General features: G+C 72.6%; 22 protein-coding genes. 9 read left to right on the plus strand and 13 right to left on the minus strand.

What is annotated here, in order from left to right; all coding sequences use genetic code 11:
• Positions 1-14 precede the first annotated feature (14 nt).
• Genes C8K30_RS01690 through C8K30_RS01700 form a run of 3 tightly spaced genes read right to left on the minus strand, consistent with a single transcriptional unit; the run spans position 15 to position 2,561 of the window.
• Positions 15-971, minus strand: a complete 957-nt coding sequence (locus C8K30_RS01690) for a methyltransferase domain-containing protein (RefSeq protein WP_108491149.1) — start codon at positions 969-971, stop codon at positions 15-17.
• Between the two features lie 37 nt (positions 972-1,008).
• On the minus strand, positions 1,009-2,064 hold the full coding sequence (locus C8K30_RS01695) for a diaminopropionate ammonia-lyase (RefSeq protein WP_108491150.1): 1,056 nt from the start codon (positions 2,062-2,064) through the stop codon (positions 1,009-1,011).
• 41 nt (positions 2,065-2,105) lie between these two features.
• Positions 2,106-2,561: a DUF1772 domain-containing protein gene (locus C8K30_RS01700; protein WP_108491151.1), complete on the minus strand. Its 456-nt coding sequence runs from the start codon at positions 2,559-2,561 to the stop codon at positions 2,106-2,108.
• 149 nt (positions 2,562-2,710) lie between these two features.
• Between C8K30_RS01700 and C8K30_RS01705 the strand changes: the two genes are divergently transcribed.
• From C8K30_RS01705 to C8K30_RS01715, 3 genes are read left to right on the plus strand one after another with little or no spacing between them, the layout of a single operon-like run.
• The gene (locus tag C8K30_RS01705) at positions 2,711-3,334 is read left to right on the plus strand and encodes a DUF4126 domain-containing protein (protein WP_108491152.1); all 624 of its coding nucleotides are present in this window, start codon (positions 2,711-2,713) and stop codon (positions 3,332-3,334) included.
• Entirely contained in the window at positions 3,318-4,418 is a 1,101-nt protein-coding gene (locus tag C8K30_RS01710; protein ID WP_158280897.1) for a winged helix DNA-binding domain-containing protein, read from the plus strand. Before C8K30_RS01705 ends, C8K30_RS01710 begins: the two co-directional genes overlap by 17 nt.
• Positions 4,419-4,469: 51 nt before the next feature.
• The gene (locus C8K30_RS01715) at positions 4,470-5,162 is read left to right on the plus strand and encodes an SIMPL domain-containing protein (RefSeq protein WP_108491154.1); all 693 of its coding nucleotides are present in this window, start codon (positions 4,470-4,472) and stop codon (positions 5,160-5,162) included.
• Here the strand turns inward: C8K30_RS01715 and C8K30_RS01720 are convergent.
• The 3 genes from C8K30_RS01720 to C8K30_RS01730 are packed head-to-tail and all read right to left on the minus strand — an operon-like array spanning position 5,132 to position 7,009.
• Positions 5,132-6,283: a P1 family peptidase gene (locus tag C8K30_RS01720; RefSeq protein WP_108491155.1), complete on the minus strand. Its 1,152-nt coding sequence runs from the start codon at positions 6,281-6,283 to the stop codon at positions 5,132-5,134. The two genes, C8K30_RS01715 and C8K30_RS01720, sit on opposite strands and share 31 nt — an antisense overlap.
• A 35-nt stretch (positions 6,284-6,318) precedes the next feature.
• Positions 6,319-6,639 carry a helix-turn-helix transcriptional regulator gene (locus tag C8K30_RS01725; protein ID WP_108491156.1) on the minus strand — a complete coding sequence of 107 codons (321 nt, stop codon included), beginning with the start codon at positions 6,637-6,639 and terminating at the stop codon, positions 6,319-6,321.
• Positions 6,626-7,009, minus strand: coding sequence for a type II toxin-antitoxin system RelE/ParE family toxin (locus C8K30_RS01730; protein WP_108491157.1), 384 nt, complete (start codon positions 7,007-7,009; stop codon positions 6,626-6,628). The genes C8K30_RS01725 and C8K30_RS01730 overlap by 14 nt, the downstream gene beginning before the upstream one ends.
• A gap of 191 nt (positions 7,010-7,200) precedes the next feature.
• Between C8K30_RS01730 and C8K30_RS01735 the strand changes: the two genes are divergently transcribed.
• Together C8K30_RS01735 and C8K30_RS01740 are read left to right on the plus strand one after the other, a co-directional pair.
• A complete protein-coding gene (locus tag C8K30_RS01735) occupies positions 7,201-7,677 on the plus strand; it encodes a TIGR03668 family PPOX class F420-dependent oxidoreductase (protein ID WP_108491158.1) in 477 nt (158 codons plus the stop codon).
• Positions 7,678-7,769: 92 nt separating this feature from the next.
• Positions 7,770-8,360 (plus strand): hypothetical protein, encoded by a 591-nt coding sequence (locus C8K30_RS01740; protein WP_108491159.1) that lies wholly within the window; start codon positions 7,770-7,772, stop codon positions 8,358-8,360.
• Between the two features lie 65 nt (positions 8,361-8,425).
• Here C8K30_RS01740 and C8K30_RS01745 read toward each other — a convergent pair whose 3' ends face one another.
• Positions 8,426-8,803, minus strand: a complete 378-nt coding sequence (locus C8K30_RS01745; protein WP_108491160.1) for a glyoxalase/bleomycin resistance/extradiol dioxygenase family protein — start codon at positions 8,801-8,803, stop codon at positions 8,426-8,428.
• A gap of 103 nt (positions 8,804-8,906) precedes the next feature.
• Between C8K30_RS01745 and C8K30_RS01750 the strand changes: the two genes are divergently transcribed.
• A complete protein-coding gene (locus C8K30_RS01750) occupies positions 8,907-9,620 on the plus strand; it encodes a TetR/AcrR family transcriptional regulator (protein WP_108491161.1) in 714 nt (237 codons plus the stop codon).
• 67 nt (positions 9,621-9,687) lie between these two features.
• On the opposite strand, the gene C8K30_RS01755 is transcribed toward C8K30_RS01750, so the two are convergent.
• The 5 genes from C8K30_RS01755 to C8K30_RS01775 form a co-directional block, all read right to left on the minus strand.
• Positions 9,688-10,269, minus strand: a complete 582-nt coding sequence (locus C8K30_RS01755) for a 1-acyl-sn-glycerol-3-phosphate acyltransferase (RefSeq protein WP_199230293.1) — start codon at positions 10,267-10,269, stop codon at positions 9,688-9,690.
• An 82-nt stretch (positions 10,270-10,351) separates the two neighbouring features.
• A complete protein-coding gene (locus C8K30_RS01760; RefSeq protein WP_158280898.1) occupies positions 10,352-11,620 on the minus strand; it encodes an NAD(P)/FAD-dependent oxidoreductase in 1,269 nt (422 codons plus the stop codon).
• Positions 11,621-11,671: 51 nt separating this feature from the next.
• The gene (locus C8K30_RS01765; protein ID WP_108491163.1) at positions 11,672-12,007 is read right to left on the minus strand and encodes a DUF1232 domain-containing protein; all 336 of its coding nucleotides are present in this window, start codon (positions 12,005-12,007) and stop codon (positions 11,672-11,674) included.
• Between the two features lie 94 nt (positions 12,008-12,101).
• Positions 12,102-12,785, minus strand: coding sequence for a YdcF family protein (locus C8K30_RS01770; RefSeq protein WP_108491164.1), 684 nt, complete (start codon positions 12,783-12,785; stop codon positions 12,102-12,104).
• A 190-nt stretch (positions 12,786-12,975) separates the two neighbouring features.
• Complete coding sequence (locus C8K30_RS01775; protein WP_108491165.1) at positions 12,976-13,293, minus strand: helix-turn-helix transcriptional regulator; 318 nt, start codon at positions 13,291-13,293, stop codon at positions 12,976-12,978.
• Positions 13,294-13,562: 269 nt separating this feature from the next.
• On the opposite strand from C8K30_RS01775, the gene C8K30_RS01780 reads away from it, so the two are divergent.
• The 3 genes from C8K30_RS01780 to C8K30_RS01790 are packed head-to-tail and all read left to right on the plus strand — an operon-like array spanning position 13,563 to position 20,112.
• The gene (locus tag C8K30_RS01780) at positions 13,563-14,990 is read left to right on the plus strand and encodes a DUF3375 domain-containing protein (RefSeq protein ID WP_158280900.1); all 1,428 of its coding nucleotides are present in this window, start codon (positions 13,563-13,565) and stop codon (positions 14,988-14,990) included.
• Entirely contained in the window at positions 14,987-15,712 is a 726-nt protein-coding gene (locus C8K30_RS01785; protein WP_233256917.1) for a DUF4194 domain-containing protein, read from the plus strand. The genes C8K30_RS01780 and C8K30_RS01785 overlap by 4 nt, the downstream gene beginning before the upstream one ends.
• Positions 15,709-20,112 carry an ATP-binding protein gene (locus tag C8K30_RS01790; RefSeq protein ID WP_108491167.1) on the plus strand — a complete coding sequence of 1,468 codons (4,404 nt, stop codon included), beginning with the start codon at positions 15,709-15,711 and terminating at the stop codon, positions 20,110-20,112. Before C8K30_RS01785 ends, C8K30_RS01790 begins: the two co-directional genes overlap by 4 nt.
• 144 nt (positions 20,113-20,256) lie before the next feature.
• On the opposite strand, the gene cofE is transcribed toward C8K30_RS01790, so the two are convergent.
• Complete coding sequence (gene cofE, locus C8K30_RS01795) at positions 20,257-21,039, minus strand: coenzyme F420-0:L-glutamate ligase (protein ID WP_108491168.1); 783 nt, start codon at positions 21,037-21,039, stop codon at positions 20,257-20,259.
• Position 21,040 lies beyond the last annotated feature (1 nt).

A 21,040-nucleotide genomic window follows, 5' to 3' on the forward strand; every position in this document is an offset into this window, starting at 1 on the left:
CCGCTGCCCGGCGGTCACCGGCGCCGGTAGGCCGTGGCCAGCACCGATACCGTGACCTGATCGGGCAGCTCTCCGTCGTCGTGCAGCTCCGCCTCTGTCACGTGGCGGGCGCTCGGCGTCATCAGCACCAGGTCGACAGCCTCCTGGGGCGTCACGGGCGTCGTGTACTCGACGCGCTGGGTGCGCGCGGTCTCGAAGTACGGGTCCAGCGCCTGGTGCAGGCGCTGCTCCTTGTCCGGGTCGACGGCAACCATCTGCGTGACCTGGCGGCGCAGCTCGGCCAGGTGCCCGCCGAAGGGCCGCACGACGACCAGGACGCCGCCCGGGCGCAGCACCCGGTGGAACTCGGCCGGGTTGCGCGGGGCGAACACGTCCAGCACCACGTCGACCTGCTCCGACGCGATCGGGAACGGCCGGAAGACGTCCCAGGTCGCGGCAGCGGCTCGCTCGTGTGCCTTGGCCGCCGCCCGCAGCGCGTGCGCCGAGGTGTCCAGCCCGAGGCCGACGGCGGCGGGCAGCGCGTCGAGCACGCCGGCGAGGTAGTAGCCGGTGCCGCAGCCGACGTCGACGACCGTGGCAGGCCGCCGTCCGACGCCGGACGCGGACAACGCGCCGGACGTGAGGTCTGCGCCGGACACAAGGCCCGCGCCGGACACAAGGCCCGCGCCGGACACGAGGTCCGCACCGGTGGAGAGATCCGCCTCCGTGGCGAGGTCAGAAACAGCGGCGCGGATGGGCTCGTACCGGCCGGCGGCCAGGAACTCCCTGCGGGCCCGCGCCATCGGCCCGTCGTCGCCGCTGGTCGCCCGTGTGCCGGTCAGCAGGCTGACGTAGCCGTGACGGGCGACGTCGAAGGAGTGGCGGCGCGGGCAGCGCAGCGCACCGGCGGCGGGCGACAGCTCCGCGCCGCACGACGGGCACCGCAGCAGCGGAAGGATCGGGTCGAGAGCAGCGGGAAGAGAAACGGGCACTGGCACACTCCTGGCAGCGATGATGGGGCAAGCCGGGCTAGACGCGGTCCTCCGGGACCGGGTTCGCGGCCCGGCCCTCGGTCGACAGGAGCAGCACGACGGCGTCGGGCCGCAGGCCGATCGCGTCGCGCCACCCGGCCTGCCCCAGCACCAGGCGGGCCGCAGCGAGGGTCGCCGCACCGCACGGCCCGGAGTCGACGCCGAACCGCGCCAGGTCGTCGACGGCGGCGGCCGCCTGGTCGTCGGAGACGGTGACCGCGCCGTCGAGTCCGTCCCGCAGCACGGGCCACGCGAGCCCGGAGACGGTGCCGCAGTTGAGGCCGGTCATGATCGTGTCGCCGGTCGGCGCCGTGACCGGCTTGCCCGCGCGCAGCGAGGCGACCAGCCCCGCGGCACGGTCGGGCTCGACGGCGAGCAGCGTGGCGCCGTCGGCCCCCGCTCCGCGGTAGTGGCTCACCACGGCCTGGGCGAACGAGCCGACGCCGACCGGGACCACGACCAGGTCTGGCGCGTCGAGGCCCAGGGCGGAGAGCTGCTCGTCGGCCTCGAGGCACAGCGTCGAGTAGCCGTCGACGATCCACTGCGGGATGTCGGTGTACCCCGCCCAGGACGTGTCCTGCACCAGGATCGACGCCGGGTCCGCGCCGGCGTCGGCAGCGGCGCGGGCCACGACGTCGTCGTAGCCGCCGTCGACCTCGACCGCCTGGGCGCCCTCGGACGCGATCGCCTTCTTGGCGACCTCCGTGATGCCCTGCGGGTAGTAGATCGTCGCGGCGGCGCCGACCAGCGAGGCGACGCGGGCCACGGCACGGCCGTGGTTCCCGTCGGTCGCGGCGTACAGCCGCACCGCGGTGCCGCGCACTGCGTCGCGGACCGCGGCCAGCGTGACGGCGTCCAGGCCGAACCGCTCCCCCAGGGTGCGCGCGATCGCGTAGGACGCGCCGAGCACCTTGAACGCCGGCAGCCCGAGCCGGCTCGACTCCTCCTTGACCAGCACCCGCCCGACACCGAGCTCCGCCGCGAGCCGTGGCACGTCACGTAGCGGTGTCGGCGCGTATCCGGGCAGCGTGCGGTGAAAGTCGATGGCGGGCATGTGGTCGATTGTCCCCGACGACCCGCCGGGACTCCGACCGGTCAGACCAGCCCGATCGCCGCGAGCGCCGTCGCGACGACGCCAGCGAGCGTGCGCAGGTGGTTCCAGGCCGTCCAGGGGCGCCAGTAGGCGCGCCACCCGGCAGCCTTGTCGTGGGCCGCGAGGAGGCGGTTGTTGAGGGGCACGTTCAGGGCCATCGTCACGCCGAAGGTGCCGACCAGGTAGACCGCGGCGGCCGCGAGAACCCAGGCGCCGCCGTCGCGCCCGGAGACGAGGCCCCAGATGCCCGTTGCGGCCGGGACGAGGAGGGCGCCGAAGAACACGCTCATGAAGGCTGGGAGCAGCGCGGTCTCGTTGATGCCGGTCATCCCGGCCCCGGCGGCGTCGTCGGAGGCGCGGGCGAGGCCGCTCATGATGAACGAGGAGAACGCGTAGAACACCCCCGCGGAGAGCCCGAGCAGCACCACCGATGCCACGGCGAAAATCGTCCAGACCATCCGAGCCTCCAGGTCAGCGCACCATTGCGGTGAACACCAGCCACTCTTGCACGAACGGGTCCGGATGCAAGGGGCCCCGGATAACGGATCGGGCACACCGGGCGCTTTCGGCCCCCGGAGTGTCGGTGTGCCGTGGAACACTTCGAGTCATGCTCGAACTTGCCACCGGAACCGGACTCGCTTTGTCGGCGGGCCTCAACGCCTGGATCCCACTCATCTTCCTCGGCGTGCTCTCGCGCTTCACGGACCTCGTGACGCTGCCCAGCGGCTGGGCGTGGCTGGAGAACGGCTGGGTCCTGGCGATCCTGACCGTGCTCCTGGTGCTCGAGTTCATCGCCGACAAGATCCCAGTGCTGGACTCCATCAACGACGTGGTGCAGACGGTCATCCGACCCACGGCCGGCGGCATCGCGTTCGGCGCGGGCTCGATGTCGGAGACGGCGACGGTCACCGACCCGAGCGCATTCGTGCAGTCGGGCCAGTGGATCCCGATCGTGTCGGGCATCATCCTCGCCCTCGGCACACACGCTGCGAAGGCGGGCGGGCGTGTCGTCGCCAACACCGTCTCGGGCGGCACCGCCGCGCCGGTGGTGAGCGTGGCGGAGGATGCCACGAGCATCGGCCTCGGATTCCTGTCCGTCCTGGCCCCGCTCGCGATCATCCCGGTCATGATCCTGTTCGTGGTCGGGGTGATCATGCTGATCCGAAGCCTTGCGAAGCATCGTCGCGCCCGGGCCGCGGGGCATGGTGGCTCGGATGCCTACTACGTCTGACATGCACGCGATCCAGCGGGCCCGGCTCACCTCGGTGGGCCTGGGCGCGCTGGACCCGTCGAGCGCCGACGACGGTGCCGTGCCCGGCGTCGTCGCCCGGCTCGGCGCCGTCCAGTCGCAGGAGCTGCACTCCTCCGCATGGGGCGTCGCACAGCGGCTGGCCACCCCGGCCACGCTCGCGGAGGTGCAGGCCGCCCTGGCCGACGGGTCGGTGCTGCGCACCCACATCCTGCGCCCCACCTGGCACTACGTGGTGCCCGAGGATCTGGCTCCGCTCATGACCGCCACCGCTCCCCGGATTCGCCGGCTGATGGCCTCGGCGGAGCGGCCGCGAGGCTTCGACTACTCGCTGCTCCCCCGCCGGCACGCGGTGCTCGCCGACGCGCTGGCGCACGGCCCGCTCACCCGCAAGGAGATCGGCGTCGTGCTCGCGGAGGCCGAGGGCGCACCGCTGGACAGCTGGCACCTGGGCCAGGTCATGATGCACGCGGAGCTCGACCTGCTCGTGGCGAGCGGCCCGATGCGGGGCAAGCAGGCCACCTACCGGCTGCTGCCGGAGCAGAAGGCCTGGGACGAGGACGAGGCTCGCATCCACCTGGCCCGCGCGTACGTGCGCGGGCACGGCCCGTGCCGCGCGGACGACGTCGCCTGGTGGGGCTCCCTCACCAAGGCCGCGGCCCGCGCCGCGGTGGCCGACGCCGGGCTCACCCGCCACGAGCTCTCCGGTATGACCCTCTGGACCGACGGCGACCTGCCCGAGCCCGCCCCGGCAGGAACCGTCCGCCTGCTGTCGGTGTTCGACGAGTTCTTCTGCCATGACTTCAAGAGCTGGCCCGCCCTGACCGGCGACGGCGTGCCGAGCCGCTGGCTGTACATGGGCCTCGTGATGCTGGACGGGATGCTCGCCGGCGGATGGTCGCGGATCCTGCGAGCCAGCACCGTGGAGATCACCGTCGAGCTCACCGAGGAGCCGACCGGCGCACTGTGGGCAGCCATCGAGGCCGAGGCCGCGCGCTACGGAGAGTTCTGCGGGCTCGAACCCACACTGACCCGCGGCACGGTGGGCAAGGGCACGATCGGCTGACGCTCGGCTCAGGGGTGGCGCGGGCCCCGGCGTAGTCGGCAGACTCCGCATATGACTCGCATCGCTGTCGAAGGCCAGGCCAAGCGCACCCATCCGGCGGAACGCGGCACCGTCAACCTGCACGTCGCGTTCTCGGGCACGCTCCGCAACGACGTCGTCGAGCAGGTCGCCAGGACCCACGCGATCCTCGTGGAGCAGGCCAAGGCGCACGTCTCCGCGGGGGCCGCGGAGCGGTGGGACTCGGCGTCCGTGCACTCGTACGTCTACGACGACCGGGTCAAGAGCTCCGAGTCGGGAGGCAAGCAGCGGATCCGGCGGTTCCGCGCTTCGGCGCGGCTGTCGGTCACGTTCAGCGACTTCGAGGTCCTGTCGACCTGGCTCGCAGACATCATGGACGTCGAGGGCGTCGACATCGACTGGGTCTCCTGGACCCTGACGGACGAGACGCGCAAGTCGCTCCAGGCCGAGGCCCGGATCGAGGCCGCCGAGGAGACGGCGGTACGCGCTCAGTCGTACGCGGACGCCCTGGGCCTCGGCCCGGTGGCGCCCGTCGCGATCTACGAAGCGGGCCTGCGCGGAGGCGGCAACGGCGGCGGCAATGCCCCGATGTACGCCATGCGCGCCGGTATGGCCGGTCCGGCCGAGCCCGGCGGCGGCCCGCGCGTCGAGCTCCAGCCGCGGGACATCGACGTCGAGATCACGCTGTCCGCCGACTACGAGACCGGCCCCGTCGTCGAGGGCTGAGGCAGCACGCCGGCCGCGCGCAGGCGGCCGAGCACCAGGTCGTGGGGCACGGCGGTCGCCGTGCCGCGGTGCCCCACGGTCGTGGTCGCCGTCAGCAGCGAGTTCAGCAGGGCCTCCTCCACCGCGTCCATCGTCGCGGCGAAGACCGGGTCCAGGTCGCCGTCGTCCACGCTGCCCGCGGCCGCGTCCTGCCCGCTGCCCGACGGCGGCGCGCCCGGCGTGCTACCCGACGGCGGCGCACCGTGCGTGCTGAACGCCAGTGCATAGTCGCCGCTGCCGCTCGTGAAGTCCGAGCCAACCCGCGCCATCGCGAACACGGCCCGCCGCGCGACCCGGCCGAGCTGGCGCGCGTCCAGCGGCGCGTCGGTGGCGACCACGATCATGCAGGAGTTGCCTTCCGGCTGGGGCCGAGCAGCGTCCGGCGCGGGCTCGGTCACCGGCGATTCCGCGATGGCTGCTGATCCGCCGTCGGCCACGATCGGGACGCCACGCACGGTCAGCGTGCCCGAGAAGTTGGACTGCACCAGGACACCCACCGTCCGGCCGCCGACCTCGCGCGACGACGTGCCGATCCCGCCCTTGAACCCGAGCGCCATGGTCCCCGTCCCGGCGCCGACGCAGCCCTCGTCGGGCAGGCCGGGCGTCGCGCCGTCGAGGGCGGCGAGCACGTGCGCCTCCGTGACAGGACGGGCGCGAATGTCGCTGAGGCGGCCGTCGTTGGTCTCGCCCACCACGGGGTTGAGCGTGCGCGTCTCCTCGTGGCCCGGGCTGGCGAGCACGTGCGTGACCAGGGCATCCGCGGCCCGGAACGCGCTGAGGGTCGCGGTCAGGAGGATCGGCGTCTCGATGGCGCCGAGCTCGGCCACCTGCGTGGCGCCGACCAGCTTGCCGAACCCGTTCCCGACGAACAGCCCGCACGGCAGGCTGCGCCGGTCCGGGCCGAGGGCGTCGGGGACGATCGCCGTAACTCCGGTGTGGAGGCGTGGCGCGTCCACGATGGTGGTGTGCCCCACCCGCACGCCGGGCACGTCGGTGATCGCGTTCAAGGGCCCGGTGGGCAGTGCGCCCACAACGATCCCGAGATCGCGCGCGCGCCGAGGCCGTCGGTTGTTGTCAGTCATGCCTACAGCATCGGTGATCGGTCCGGACTGACGACTCAGCTCACCTTGAGCTGTTCGTCGCCGAAGTCAGCCACGAGGTGCAGCGTGCCTCCGAGCGCAGTGATGTACCGCCGCAACACGTCCTGGGTCGACACATCGCCCGCCTCGATCTGAGACACGCGCGCGACGGAGATACCCATCTGCGACGCCACGTCCGCCTGTGTCATGCCTCGCTTCAGACGCATCTCGGCGAGGCGCCAGCCACGCGATTCATCGAGAAGCTTCCGCACACCGTCATTGAAAGCCGCCTCACCACCGGCCGTCTCGACCGCCAGGTCTCGGTGCCGGGTGTCTCGCCAGCGCTTAACGCCGTCCATCTGCAGCCTCCCTCTCACGCTCATCCAGGTACACGGCGTAGAGCCGCTCGGCTCTCGAAATCGCTTCGACGTACCACCGGCTCCACCGCCCGGCCTTATCGCCGGCAACAAGCAGAATCGCCGACCGCCACGGATCGAAGCAGAACAGCACTCGGACCTCAGTACGACCTCTGGATGGGGGCCGCAGTTCCTTGAGGTTGGAGATCGTCGATCCCACGATGCTGTCCACGAGTGGACGCCCCTCCATCGGACCGTTGTCCTCCAGGACCTGGATCGCGTCGTTCACCAATCGATGCGTCTCGCGATCTGACTCGTACAACTCATCGAGAAATGTCTCGACGCTGTCCGTGATCAGGATCTCCCATGCCAAGGCGAGTTCCTCTCTTAAGAATATCCTTGATTCAGATCGGGCTCAAGGCAACGCCCACCTCCAACCCAGCCTTCCAGGCTTCATGGCCTTCCGCAGCGCTTGCCATCGTTTGTTGCATATACGCAACGGCACATCGGGACCGTCGACCAGCCGGCAAGCTGCCAACGATCGCCGCTGGGCAGAATGACACCGTGCGCCTCGATACCGACGCCTGCCGCTCCCGGTTCGCTGCCGCCCGGCACGCCTACCTCGCTACGGCCGACGCCGACGGCGTGCCGCAGCTCGTGCCGGTGACGTTCGCCCTGGTCGAAGGCGCGAGCAGCGCCACGGACGGCGCAGCGGCCGACGCCGGAGCCGGCGCACCGGCAGGCGACGAGCTGGTGGTCGCCGTCGACCACAAGCCCAAGACCACGCGCGACCTGAAGCGCCTGCGCAACATCGCGGAGAATCCGCACGTCGCCTTCCTCGTGGACCGGTACGACGACGACTGGGCGCACCTCTGGTGGGTACGGGCCGACGGCGTCGCCACCGTGGAGCACGACGGCGAGCCCCGCGCGGCAGCGCTCGACGCACTCGCCGCGCGGTACCCGCAGTACCGCGAGCGCCGGCCGGACGGCCCGCTGATCAGGGTGCGCGTCACCCGGTGGTCCGGCTGGGCGCACGGGTGAGCCGGGCGCGAACCCGGTGCACTAGGCTGCCCGGCGCGGCATGTCTTAGCGCACTGGTGGTGCCACTATCAAGTAGCCCGAGGGATTTTTGAATGACCCGCAGACATACGACCCGGCGCGTAGTTTTCGTCGATCATCCCGCCCTGCACGAGATCGTCGTCTACGGTCGCGAGCGCGAATGGCAGCTCATCGCGGAGATTCCCGCCGGCGTCACGAAGAACGCACCCAGGGAATTCGTGTTCGAGGCGGGGAAAGCCTCGCTGGAGGTGCATTTCTGTGAGGATGAGGTCACCCAGAACAGCTATGCATTTGTCGTCGGCGCGACGAGGAACGTAGCCGAGTCGCTGATCACCATGATCGAACGAGACCTGGACTCGTGGTCCCGCGCGCAGCTCCTCGAAGAGATGGATCGAGGAGCGGGCTTCGACGAGACGGGGAGGGCGCTGATCAGGCTCGCGCTCAGCGCCCCCCTGGAGTTCGACCAGCCCGTCTACGACCGCGTCCGGGACGGCCTTCAACATTCCGATGAGCGGCTGCGAGACCTTTCCATCTGGGCAACCTCGTACACGCCCTGGCCTGAGTATCGGGCGCTACTTCGAGATGTCGCCGCACATGACGACAGCGAACGCATTCGGGACCGGGCGGCCCGCATGCTCGACTCGTTTGATTTCGCAGGAGTCTGAGCGCCGTCGAACAGTGCTCTAAGCCCGAGGGGCCCAGAGCACTGTTGGCTTTCCGGACGGCATTCTCACACCCACTGGACGAGCTGCCACACGATCCCGTTGGGGTCGGCGAACTGGCAGTAGCGCTCGCCCCAGGGCTCGGTCTCGGGCGGCGTGACAACCTCCACCCCGGCGGCGGAGATGCGGGCGAACTCGCTGTCGAGGTCGTCCACGACGAACGCTATGAGCATCCCCTGGCCCGCGGGGCCGGCGATGCGCTCGGGCTTGAAGGTGCCCAGGCCGACCCGCAGGAACACGATGTTGAGGCCGGCCGTGGCGTGCTCGAGAGACACGAATCCGTCGTCCGACATGGCCTCGGTGAAGCCGAGGTGCTGCTTGGCGAACTCGGCCGACGCGGCGACGTCGGTCACGTTGAGGGACAGGGCGGTACCGGTGATCTTCAAGCTGACTCCTCGCAGAGAACTTCACGCATCAGAACCTTGTACGGCGTACAACGTAAGATGATTGCAGAATGTTCCCGGCCCGTCACCCCGATTCTGGAGACCCATGCCTCGTGAGCTGATCGACCTGCTCTGGCGCGATCACCCGGCCGCCCCGCAGGGCGGCGCGCGCGGGCCCCGGTCCCGCGTCACGACGGGCGCCGTCGTCGACGCCGCCCGCGCCCTGGCCGACGCCGAGGGCCTCGCCGCCGTCACGGTCCGGCGCCTCGGCGACGCCCTCGGCGTCTCCGCCATGTCCGTCTACACGCACGTGAACGGCCGCGACGACCTGCTCGTCCTGATGGCCGACGCCGCGTACGCGCGCATGCCGCTGCCCACCTATGGGAACGCGGGCTGGCGCACCCGGGTGCGCCGCGTCGCCGACGCGAACCTCGCCCTGCACCGCGAGCACCCGTGGCTGCTGGAGATCGACGACGACCGCACTGCGTTCGGCCCCGGCACCATCGCCAAGTACGACCACGAGCTGCACGCCCTGGACCCGCTACCCCTGGACGACGTCGCCCGCGACGCTGCCCTCACCTTCGTGCTGGACTTCGTCCGCGCGTCCGCCCGGGCGCAGCGCCCCGACCCGCGGGCCGACGAGATGCCGGAGATCTGGGCGCGGTGGGCCGGGCGGCTCGCGGAGTATCTCGGCGACGACCATCAGCTCGCCCAGCGCGTGGGGAGCGCCGCCGGCGAGGCGATGAACGCCCCCGCCAGCCCGACCCACGCCTGGGAGTTCGGCCTGGCAAGAGTCCTGGACTCCCTGAACCCGAAGTGACCAGTTGAGTGCTGGATCTTCGCCCCGTTCAGGCCGTCAGAAGGGCAAATATCCAGCACTCAACGAGTCAGGGGGATTCCGAGCGGAGGCGGGGTTCTGTGCGGTTGGCAGGCTTTACGCCCGACTTGTCCTGGTAGAACGCGCGGATCACGTCCATGTCGGCGCGGACGTCGCCGGTGAGCTCGATGCTCGGACCGAGGCCGGCCACCTTGGCGACACCGTCGACGTAGCCGAGCGTGACCGGGAAGCCCGCCTTGAGCGCGATGCGGTAGAACCCCGACTTCCAGTAGCCCGACCCGGCGCCGCGCGTGCCCTCCGGCGTCACCACCAGGTGGAACTCCTCGCCCCGCCCGACGGCCGCGAGGATCTCGTCGACGATGCTGGCCGGGTCGTTCCGGTCCACGGGGATGCCGCCCAGCGATCGCATGAGGCCGGCCATCGGCCCCTTGAACCAGGAGTCCTTGATGAGGAACCGGATCTTGAGGTCCATCTCGAACGCGATGGCCAACATGAGGAAGAAGTCCTTGTTGGACGTGTGCGGCGCCCCGATGAACACCGTGGGCCGGGTCGGGGCCGGCTCCGAGCGCAGCCGGTAGCCGGTGCCGGCCCAGATCAGTCGTGCAAGGGCCCGGCGGATGGTGCGTGACATCGTCGTCCTCGAGTTCAGGGTGGATCAGGTGCAACGATCCTAACGAGTGCCACCGCCCGGCCGTTCCGGCCCAGCATCCCGCTCAGCGGCGCAGCAGCGGGCGCACGCTGTGCGCCGCCAGGCGCAGCAGGCCGCGCGAGCCCGCCGACTGCTCGTCGAACAGCATGAGCGCCACGTGCGCCATCGCGCGCTCGTCGGCGGCGACGGCCCTGGTCGCGATGCCCGCCCAGAGCTTGGAGCGCATGAGCTGCTGCGCCAGGTAGCACTCGCGGTAATGCCGCCCGAACCGATGCCGGTGCGCCCGCTCGAACCCGGCCAGGGCGCCGGGCAACCGCTCGCCCCGCCAGGTCTCGCCCGCCCGCTCCAGCGCCCCGAGATGCTCGGCGAGCTGCACTCCCGCGGCCATGCCGTAGAAGATCCCCTCGCCGCTCAGCGGGTTGATCGTCGCGGCCGCGTCCCCGAGCAGCACCGCGGCGTGGCCCCGCGCCGTCATCGGCGTGCGGGCTGCGGCGTGCGGCAGCTGGTGCGCGGCGACCCGCTCCAGCCCGGACACCTCGAAGCCCCGGCGTTCCAGGTCCTCGACGTACAGGTCGAAGAAGTCGCGCAGCTTGCGGCCGTGCCGTTCGGTCTGCCGCTTGAGATGGTCCACCGGGATGCCGACGCCGAGGTTCGCGCCGTCGTCGGGCAGCGGGAAGACCCAGCCGTAGACCGGCAGGAGCGACTCCAGGAAGTCGAACCGGAGGGTGTCGCTCACGGGCTTGTCCGGATGGGTGACCTTCCCGTACGCGCGCATGGCGATGTGGGTGTGCCGCATCGACGGGCGCTCGATGCCCATGGCGCGCCGCACCCCGGAGTAGGCGCCGTCGGCCCCGACCACGAGGTCGAACGTGGCCTCGCCGTCGGACAGGGTGACCCGCGCGCCGCCGTCCGCCCCGCCCTCGGCCGGCGCCATGCCCTCGAACGACACGCCCTCGCGGACCTCCGCGCCGGCGGAGCGCGCCGCGCCGAGCAGCAGGTCGTCCAGGACGAGCCGCGGCGTGACGTATCCGGCGAGGTCACGGCCCTCCATGAGCGGGCCGCGCGCGAGCGCCTCGACCCCGCCCGGCCCGCTGATCGCCACCGACATCGGCATGTGGAACGGCTCCAGCAGGCTCGACAGGCCGAGCCCGTCCAGCACCCTGCGGGCACCCGGGCCGAGCCCGTCGCCGCAGGTCTTGTCCCGCGGGAACGTCGCCTTGTCGACCAGCGTCACGTGCGCGCCTGGCACCTCGCGCCGCAGCGCGACCGCCGTCGCGGCACCCGTGGGGCCGCCCCCCACTATGAGCACTCGGGGTGCGTCGTTGCTGGTCACGCCGTCGACACTAAACCTGCCCGGACCAAGGAGCCAAGGCAGGCGCCGTCGTCAGCGCCTTGGCTTGTGGTCTGGTGTCACGTCCTCGGCGGTACCCGGCACGGTCTTGCCCGGCGTGGTCGGCCCCGACCCGGGGCCGCCCGGCGTCGTGTCCCCGGCCGTGCCCTGCACGGTGCGGTGCTGCCGGAACCGCTGCACCGCCTTGAACAGGGTGACGCCGGCGATGATGATCGCCACCGCGTCGTCGCCGAGGCCCAGCGGCCCCAGCACACCTTCCGAAAGGAGGTCGATCGGGCTGGCCACATATCCGGCACCCGCGACGAACGTGAGGATCTCCTGCCAGGTGAACTTCCTGGGATCCTTGCCCCTCTTGTTTTCCTCGCGCATGCCCGGAACGTAACGGAGAACGGGGCGACTCCGCCAGGGATGTCCCAGAAGACCGGTTCGTAACATCTACCTCAGACGCCACGAGACGCGCGGATCACACGTCGATCGGACGGCGGTCCTCCACCAGCCTCGACGTGTAGCCGGCGGTCACGAGCCGGTCGAAGGCGCCCAGGACGTCGCCCGGCACGTCCTCCTCGTGCGAGATGAACCCGAGCTCGGCGTACAGCGTGAGGCGCTGCGTCTCGCCGACGAGCATGTCGACGACCCGGTCGGCGTCGCCGATCGCCTCCAGATAGGCGTCGAGCGCCAGGGGCCGGGACACGCACAGCACGTCGACCTCGGGCCACACCACCCGGCACGTCGCGAACGCGCGTCGCTGCTGGTAGGGGTGCGAGACGAGCAGCACGGAGGACGGCTCGACCTGGTGCTCGGCGAGCAGCTTGCGGCTCAGCTCCAGGTTCTCGCTCGTGTTGGTGGCGGCCGGCTCGACGAGCACGGCGTCGGCGGGCACGCCACGGGCGATCGCGTGGTCGCGGTAGCCGAACGCCTCACCCTCGGGGAAGGCGTCGACGGTGGTGGGTGCGTTCGCCCCGGTGAAGACGATCTGCCGGAACAGCCCTTCGAGGTAGAGGTCGGCCGTGTAGTCGGCCACGCCCAGGTCGTGACCGCCCAGACCGATGCAGACGTCGACCGGCCGCGGCTCGTGCTGCAGGTCGTGGAACGCCCACAGTGTCTCTACGTCCTCCCGCACTTCGGCGGGGATCATGACGTTCGGCATATGACGACCATATTGCTCAGAGGAATCAGCGGCACAACCTGAGTGAGAGCGCGTGCCCGGAATCCAGCAGAATTGGGTGCAATGTCACAGACCGGGGGAACGCGCCCCCCGCGCCGTCCCCCTGCGCGCTCGCGCCCCCCGCGCAGACATCCCATACGTAGACAAGGTAGCGGACACCGGCGAACCCTCCCTAGCGCTCGGATTCCTCGTCGCCCTCCCCATTACCCGTCCTCTCGGCGGCGCTCACCTGGACCGCGTCGTCCTCGAGCTTGCCCGAGAACAGGTCGTAGTACTGCAGGTGCAGGTGGTAGCCGGCGCCCAGGGCGATGCGGCGGATCATTCCCAGCGTGGGCTCGATCTGCCCCGACTCGATGCGGCTGATCGTCGACGTGGGGACGCCCGCGAGCACGGCCAGCGAACTCATGCTGAGCTCTCGCTCGGCTCTGATCCTGATAATGATCTGGGCTGCGGTCGTGAGCAAGGTGCCCTCCCGTCGATGCTCGGCCATCGAAACGTGCCATGACGCACGACAGGACTCGCCGGAAAGTGAAGATCTGTTTTCCGGCAAGCCCTGTGAGACCTGACTCTATACGTCTATGGCCGTCGCGGCTCAGCGACAGACCATGTGTCGCCATGTTTCCTCCGGGGGTGCCGCGCCGACACGTTGGCCTACTACTCTCAGCCCCCATGGGTACTGCGAGCTCACCGGGTGACGCTGCCGTTCCCCGGCAGGCCGCCGGGCAAGGGTCAGGTCGCCGTGGCCAGGCGGCGCGCGCCGTGCGCGCTCTCCTGCAGGAACACCCCGCGTGGGTGCTGCTGCGGTCGAGGAACGCCGCGGCCGCCGTCGTCCTGCTGGACCGCAACCTCGGCGCGTCCCGCCGTCGGCTGCCCGTGGAGCAGCTCGCCGACCGGATCGACGACGACGTGCCCGAGCTGCGCCGCGCGGGCTTCGAGCTGCCCTACTCGGGCTACTTCTATGTCTCCGAGTGGATCGACGAGGGCGTGCTCGTGCGCCGCCGCGCCCCGCAGGCGGCCGGCGAGCCCGGCGTCGAGACGGTCGAGCTGTCCGACGGCGCCCTGCTCGCCATCCGCTTCGTCTCCCGCCTGAGGAGGCCCCACCCCGCCGTGACGCCGTCGCGCCTCGGCGCGGTGCTCGACGGCCTGCACCGGCTGGCCGACGAGGCCGACCCCGACCCGGAGGCCCGCCTCGCCGCCCTGCTGGAGCAGCGCGCCGCCCTCGACGCCAAGATCGAACGCGCCCGCCGCGGCGACTCCGAGGCCCTGCCGCCGGACGTCGCCGCCGAGCGCGCCCGCGAGGTCCTCGCCCTCGCCGGCGACATCCCCGCCGACCTGGCCCGGGTGCGCACCGAGCTGGAGCGCACGGACCGCGAGCTGCGGCGCCGGCTCCTGGAGTCCGACGGCTCGCGCGACACGTTCCTCGACGACATCTATCGCGGCGTCGACCACCTCGCCGAGTCCGAGGCGGGGCGCGGCCTGGTCGCGTTCCGCGACCTGCTGCGGCAGGCGGAGCACGCGGCGCAGGACGACGTCGGCCGCGTGCTCGACACCGTCCACCTGGCGCCCGGCGAGGCGTCCGCGCTGCGCCGGCTGCTGCCCACGCTGCAGGACGCCGCCGACGAGCTCACCGACACCATGGCCGTGCTGCGCCGCGCGCTGCAGCGCATGGTGCGGTCCGGCGAGCTCCCGGTCGAGCGCGCGCTGCGCCGCCTGATCGGAGAGGCGCAGGACGCCGCCCTCGCCGCTGCGCCCGACGTCGAGCCCGGCGCCGAGATGCGCCTCACCCTGCCCCTCGGCACGGTGGCGCCCCGGTCGGTCGGCGGCCTCGCACCGCACAACCCCGGCGGGGAGGACGCCGAGGCGCCGCCCGCCGACCCGGCCCTGCCGGCCCGGGTCGTCTCGCTCACCGCGCTGCGCGCCATGGCCCGCGACTCCGAGATCGACGTGGACGAGCTGCGCGGGCACGTGAACGAGCGGGTCGAGAGTGTCGGCCGCGCCACCGTTGCCTCCGTGCTCGCCGCGCACCCCGCCACCCAGGGCGCCGCGAGCGTGGTCGGCCTGCTGGCGCTCGCCGAGCAGAACGGTGTGCCCACGGGCAACCGCGAAGACGTGAACTGGCGATCCTCGCGCGGCGTCGCGCGGCGAGCCGTACTTCCCCAGCACCAGTTCGAGGAGCATGTCCCGTGACCGAACCCGACGTGACAGGATCCGGCGTGACCAGGCCCGACCCGGCAGACCTCCGCACCGCACGCCCCGGACGACCGGCCGGCGGCGGTGCGTCGTCCGCGCCGTCGGGCACGGGAATCACCGACGGCCAAGGCGCCGGCGGGGAGGCAGGCACCCGCCTCTGGCCGGGCGACCACGGCACGCTGCCCGCGCCCGCGCGCCTCGCGCTGGCCCGGCTCGTGCGGGGTCCCTACCTGGCCGCCGAGCCCGATGCGGACACGTGGCGCGCGCTCCTGGCCCACGAGGACGTCGTCCGCGAGCGCCTCGCCGACCAGTACCTCGATCTGGTTGTCGACGCCGACGCGCAGGTCGCGTTCCTGCGGGACGTGCCGGCCCCGGACGCTCCGCAGGTGGTGCGCGAGGTGGCGCTGACGTTCCTCGACACGGCGCTGCTGCTGCACCTGCGCGCCCTGCTGCTGGACTCGGCGGACGGGCGCGTGGCGGTCAGCCGCGACGAGGCGGCCGACCACCTCGCGATGTACCGGCGGCGCGGCGGTGGTTCGCCCATGGACTTCAGCCGACAGCTGGACGCGACGTGGGCCCGGCTGATCGAGTCGGGCATGCTGGAGCCGCTCAGCGGGGACCGGTGCACGGTCTCCCCCGTGCTGCGGACCGTGTTCGGGGCGGACCAGGTGGCGGCGCTGAGCGCCGAGTACGCCCGACTTGCGAAGGAGAGCGCATGAAGACCCCGCACGCCGGACAGTGGCGCCTCTCGCGCGTCGAGCTGGTCAACTGGGGCACGTTCTCCGGGCACCACGTCGTGCCGGTGCCGCGTGAGGGGTTCCTCCTCACGGGCCATTCGGGCTCGGGCAAGTCGTCGCTGGTCGACGCCGTCGCCGCGGTCCTGACCCCGCCGGAGCACCTGCGGTTCAACGTGGCGGCGGCCGGGACGGGCGCCACCGAGCGCGAGGCGGGCGACCGGGACGTCGTCTCGTACGTGCGCGGCGCGTGGCGGCACCGCACGGACGAGAGCACGGGCGAGGTCGTTGCCGACCACCTGCGCCAGGGCGCGACCTGGTCGGGCATCCTGCTGCGGTACTCGAACGGCACGGACGCCCCCGACGGCACCGTGACCCTGGTGCGCCTGTTCCACCTCACGCGAGGCTCGTCGACGCCGGCCCTGCTGCACGTCGTGGTGCCGGAAGACGTGGGTCTGCTGGACTTCGAGCGGTTCGTCCGCTCCGGGCCCGACGTCGCGGGCGTGACCGCTGCGTGGCCCGCCGCGACGGTGAGCGAGCGGCACGGGCCGTTCGCCGCGGCGTTCACCCAGGCCCTGGGGATCGGCTCGGAGCAGGCGCTGGTGCTGCTGCACCGCACGCAGTCGGCGAAGAACCTGGGCAGCCTGGACGACCTGTTCCGCGGGCACATGCTCGACGAGCCCGGCACGTTCGAGCTCTCGGCCCAGGCCGTGCACCAGTTCGCGGACGTGGCCCGCGCGTACGCCGACATCGAGACCTCCCGCCGGCAGATCGAGCACCTGGGCCGCCTCGCGGCCCTGACCAAGACGTACGACGACGGCTCGGCGGCCGGTGTGCGCGCGGCGACCCTGCGCGGGTCGCTGGAGACGTTCAAGGATGCGTGGAAGCTCGACCTGGCGCACGGGGCGCTGGCGGAGGCGCGCGCGGCGGAGGAGCGGGCGCAGCATCACCGCAAGGCCGCTGACACCGAGGTCGACGTCGCGGCGAACACGCACCAGCAGGCCGTGAACGTGCTGGGCGCCCGCGGCGGGCAGGCGCTCGCCACGCAGGCCGACCGGCTGCAGCGGGCCGGCGAGATCGCCGCCCTGGTCCGCACGCGACGTGGCGAGCTCTCCACCGACCTCCAGTCCGTCGGCATGAACATGCCCGAGACGTTCGCGGAGTTCGCGGCGCTCAAGGAGAAGGCCCGGTGGGAGCTGGGTGGCTCCAGGCCGCCGGCCACCGGCGCGGTGCCGACGCTGACCGGCGCCATCGCGACCGTCTCGACGGGGCAGGTGCCCGCCGTCCCGACGGGCGAGGTCCCGGCGGTCACCACGGGCGCGCTGCCTTCGGTGGCCACGGGCGCGATCGCCACGGTCGGCCGGTCGCGCGCGCCCGAGGCGCTCGACGGGAACATCCGGGAGGTGCTGGCGGCGCGCTCCGCCGTCGGGCACCGGCACGAGGCCGTCGCCGGACGGATCCAGGCCGTGCGGCAGACCCAGACGAACGTCCCGGCCGAGCTGGCGGCGGCCCGCAGGGCCGTGGCCGAGGCCGCCGGGCTCGACGTCTCCGTGCTGCCGTTCGCGGCCGAGCTGCTACGTGTCCGGGAGGACGACGCCGGCTGGCGCCCCGTGATCGAGGAGATCCTGCGGCCGCTGGCGACGCTCGTGCTGGTCCCGCCGGCGCACCGGGCCGCCGTCGCGGGCGCCGTCGAGGCCGGGCCCGGCCTGCGCTACCGCGTGGTCGGCGTGCGCAACGACGCGCCCCGGTCCACCGACGACTCGTCGCTGGTGCACAAGGTCGAGGTCAAGGACGGCCCGGCGTCGGGCTGGCTGCACCGCCGCCTGTCCGAGCAGTACGACTACCTGTGCGTCGACGAGCCCGCCGGGCTCGACCTGCACGAGCGCGCCGTGACCCGCGAGGGCCTGATCAAGCACGGGCCGGAAGAGATCGAGCAGCCGGTGCTGCCCGGTGTCGAGGACTGGGCGCTCGGCTGGGACGCCGACGACCGGCTCGACCAGCTCCTGGAGCTCGCGCGCGAGACGCAGGCCCGCCTCGCGGAAGCCGACAACGCCGTGGCCGACGCCGTCGCCGAGCAGCGCGAGGCCGTGCGCCGTCAGCTCACGCTGCGGCACGTGGCCCGCCGCGAGTGGCGCGAGGTCGACATCGAGACTGCCGAGGCCGACCTGACCGACGCGCAGGCGTCGTTCGACCGGCTGCTGGACGGCACGATGGACCTGCTGCAGGCGTCGCAGGACGTCGCGGCGGCCGAGACCCGCCTGGACCACGCCCGGGCCGCCGCCGCCGTGGCCGCCGACACGCTCGCCGAGGCCCGCGCCCACCGCCGCTCCCTGGAGCGCGTGGTCGCCGAGCTCGGCGACGCACCGACCAACGCCATCCCGCTCGCGCACCGCACGGAGCTGGAGAAGCGGTATGCAGCGGTCCGCAAGACGGTGACGCACGAGGTGATCGACGACGTCTCGCTCACCGTGTCCCGGACGCTGGACGCGGAGCGCGAGGCCGGGCTGCGCACCTCGGGCGCGGCCGAGCGGGAGATCGTCGGGCTGCTCTCCGAGTTCCGCCGCCGCTGGCCCGCCATCACGCGTGACCTCACCGCGCAGGTCGGCGACCGGTCCCGGTATCTGGAGGTGCTGGAGCGCATCCGCACGTCCCGCCTGCCGGAGCAGGAGGCCCGGTTCTCCGACCTCCTCACCGACCAGGCGCGACGCGCACTGCGCAAGCTCGCCGCCGAGATCCGGCAGGCGCCCGCCGCCATCCGCGAGCGGATCGTCGGGGTGAACACGTCCCTGCGCCGCTCCCCGTTCGACACCGACCGGTACCTGGAGATCCGCGTCAAGGAGCGCCGCCCCGCCGCAGTGGAGGAGTTCCTCGCGACGCTCGACGCGCTCACCGGCGACACCGAGCCGGAGTACGAGGTGCTGGAGCGGCTGGTACGCCGGCTCGGGTCCAGCGACCCCGCCGACCGCGCCTGGCGGGCCCTGTGCCTGGACACACGGCGGCACGTGCACTTCACGGGCGTCGAGGTCACCGCGGGCGGCATCGCCCTGGCCGTGCACGACTCCTCAGCCGGCCTCTCCGGCGGCCAGCGCCAGAAGCTCGTGGTGTTCTGCCTGGCCGCGGCGCTGCGGTACCAGCTCGCCGGGGCGTCCGACTCGGCGACGCCCGCCTACGGCACGATCCTGCTGGACGAGGCCTTCGACAAGGCCGACACGGCGTTCACCCGCACCGCGATGGACACGTTCGCCGCGTTCGGGTTCCACATGATCCTGGCCACGCCGCTCAAGCTGCTGCAGACCCTCGAGGACTACGTGGGCGGCATCGGCCTGGCGACCTGCCGGGAGATGCGGGAGTCGCGCGTGGACGTGGTCCTGCTGGAGACCCCGCTGCCCGACGTCGAGCCCGTCCCCTCGGCGACCCGGGGCGGGGCGGGCGGTGGTGCGGCAGGCGGGCCGGGGCCGCGTGCGGGGGCTGTGACGGCAGCGGGTGCGGGGGTGTCTTTGCAGGCGGCTCCGACGGGGGCTGCGGCTCCGACGGCGGGGGCCGCGGCTCCGGCGACTGCTGCTCCGGCGCCTGCTCAAGCGACTGCTGCAGCTCCGGCGCCGAGTAGCGCTGCTCCGGCGGCTCCGGCGCCGAGTGGCGCTGCTCCGGCGGCTTCGGCGCCGAGCGCCGCGAAACCCCCCGTCGCTACCGGACAGACGCCGGTCGCTCCGGTACAGACGCCGGTCGTTCCGGTACAGACGCTGCCCGCCCCGGCTCAGGCAGCTTTGTCGGCGAACCAGACGGCAGCCGCGGCGCCTGCACCGAGAAGTGCCGCGACCCCGCCCGCCCCTGCGCTCAGCGCCCCCACACCCAGTGTTCCGGCGCCCAGCGCTCCTACACCCAGTGTTCCGGCACCGGGCGCTCCGGCGCCGGGCGTTCCGGCGCCGGACGTTCCGGCGCCGGGCCATGCTGCGGCGCCCGCCTCACCAGGCTCGCCCTCACCCGCGTCGCCTGCCTCTGCCGCCACGGCCAGCGACGCCGGTTCCGTCACCCCACCGCGCGGGATTCCGGCGGTGCCGCCTCCTCCGTCGGCACCAGCGCCGCCGTCGTCGGGCCCGGCACCAGCACCGGCACCGGCACCGGCACCGGCACCGGCAGATGCTCGGCCCGCCGGTACCGGAGCAGCCAGCACCGGGAACCCGGATGAGGGGACCACGGCCAGTGCCGCGTCGGTCGACGACCGACCGCCCGCGACCGGTGGCACACCGGCCCACGAGCCGACCCCGGCGTCAGACACCACCGAGGACAACGAGCCGGAGCCGGACTGGTCCGTCACCGTGACCACCCAGGAGCCTGACGGCACCTCACCGGTGGCGCGAATGACCTCACGCCGCCCCTCGCTGTAGCCCACTGCACCAAATCAGGACCATGCCACTGACTCGCCGTAACGAGAACGCCGAGTCAGTGGCACGGTCCGACCAGCCCGCTGACTCGCCGTCCGCGGCACCGCGAGTCAGTGGCACTGTCTGACATCCGCGAGCCCGAGGTCGTCAGGCGCCGTCCGCCTGGCCCGCCGCGAAGCCGCGGGCGTAGGCCTCGGCCGAGCCCTCGCGGAACATGTCGTCCGCGCTACCGCGCACCAGGACGCGGGCGCCCGGGCCGTCCTCGTCGGTGACGTGCCTGCCCATGCCCCGCACGACGGCGACGGCGCGGCCGGTCGACTTGCCGCGCACCAGCTCGGACGCCGCGGCGATCTCGTCGACGACGGCGGTGACCGTGACGTTGAGCGGGCGCCCGTGGCTGTCGGTGCTGCCGCGCAGGTCGTCGGTCGGGGTGATCCCGGCGCAACCGATCGCGATGTCCACGAGGGCGTCCCGCCAGGGGCGGCCGGCCGTGTCGGTGACGACGACGCCGATCCGCCGCAGGCCCAGCCGGTGGGCGAGCGCGGCGCGGATCATGCGGGCCGAGACGTCCGGGTCGACGGGGAGCAGCAGGACGGTGCCTTCCGGGGTGTTGCTCGCGTCGACGCCCGCGGCGGCCATCACCAGGCCGAGCTTGTTCTCGACGATCCGCAGCGGCGGCAGCCCCGGGCGCTCCCGCCGGGCGACCACCCGGACGGTCTCGTCGGTGATGGCCTGCTCGCGGTCGACGGCGGCCACCACCCGCCCCTCGGCCTTGGACACGATCTTCGAGGTGACGACGACGACGTCGCCGTCGCGCGGCCGGTCCTGCTCCTCCTGGCCTGCCAGGAGGCCGGCGATCAGCTCGCCGAGGTCGTCGCCGGGGGTGATCTCGGGCAGCCCGTCGGGGGCCCAGACGCTGAGTCGTTCCACG

The sequence above is a fragment of the Promicromonospora sp. AC04 genome (assembly GCF_003058225.1).
In the GTDB taxonomy this organism is placed as follows: domain Bacteria; phylum Actinomycetota; class Actinomycetes; order Actinomycetales; family Cellulomonadaceae; genus Promicromonospora.

Excerpts from the sequence above, each read along its gene's own strand:
- C8K30_RS01695 (WP_108491150.1), bottom strand. The coding sequence starts at position 2,064 with ATGCCCGCCATCGACTTTCACCGCACGCTGCCCGGATACGCGCCGACA.
- C8K30_RS01700 (WP_108491151.1), bottom strand. The coding sequence starts at position 2,561 with ATGGTCTGGACGATTTTCGCCGTGGCATCGGTGGTGCTGCTCGGGCTC.
- C8K30_RS01705 (WP_108491152.1), top strand. The coding sequence starts at position 2,711 with ATGCTCGAACTTGCCACCGGAACCGGACTCGCTTTGTCGGCGGGCCTC.
- C8K30_RS01710 (WP_158280897.1), top strand. The coding sequence starts at position 3,318 with ATGCCTACTACGTCTGACATGCACGCGATCCAGCGGGCCCGGCTCACC.
- C8K30_RS01715 (WP_108491154.1), top strand. The coding sequence starts at position 4,470 with ATGACTCGCATCGCTGTCGAAGGCCAGGCCAAGCGCACCCATCCGGCG.
- C8K30_RS01720 (WP_108491155.1), bottom strand. The coding sequence starts at position 6,283 with ATGACTGACAACAACCGACGGCCTCGGCGCGCGCGCGATCTCGGGATC.
- C8K30_RS01725 (WP_108491156.1), bottom strand. The coding sequence starts at position 6,639 with ATGGACGGCGTTAAGCGCTGGCGAGACACCCGGCACCGAGACCTGGCG.
- C8K30_RS01740 (WP_108491159.1), top strand. The coding sequence starts at position 7,770 with ATGACCCGCAGACATACGACCCGGCGCGTAGTTTTCGTCGATCATCCC.
- C8K30_RS01750 (WP_108491161.1), top strand. The coding sequence starts at position 8,907 with ATGCCTCGTGAGCTGATCGACCTGCTCTGGCGCGATCACCCGGCCGCC.
- C8K30_RS01755 (WP_199230293.1), bottom strand. The coding sequence starts at position 10,269 with ATGTCACGCACCATCCGCCGGGCCCTTGCACGACTGATCTGGGCCGGC.
- C8K30_RS01765 (WP_108491163.1), bottom strand. The coding sequence starts at position 12,007 with ATGCGCGAGGAAAACAAGAGGGGCAAGGATCCCAGGAAGTTCACCTGG.
- C8K30_RS01770 (WP_108491164.1), bottom strand. The coding sequence starts at position 12,785 with ATGCCGAACGTCATGATCCCCGCCGAAGTGCGGGAGGACGTAGAGACA.
- C8K30_RS01775 (WP_108491165.1), bottom strand. The coding sequence starts at position 13,293 with ATGGCCGAGCATCGACGGGAGGGCACCTTGCTCACGACCGCAGCCCAG.
- C8K30_RS01790 (WP_108491167.1), top strand. The coding sequence starts at position 15,709 with ATGAAGACCCCGCACGCCGGACAGTGGCGCCTCTCGCGCGTCGAGCTG.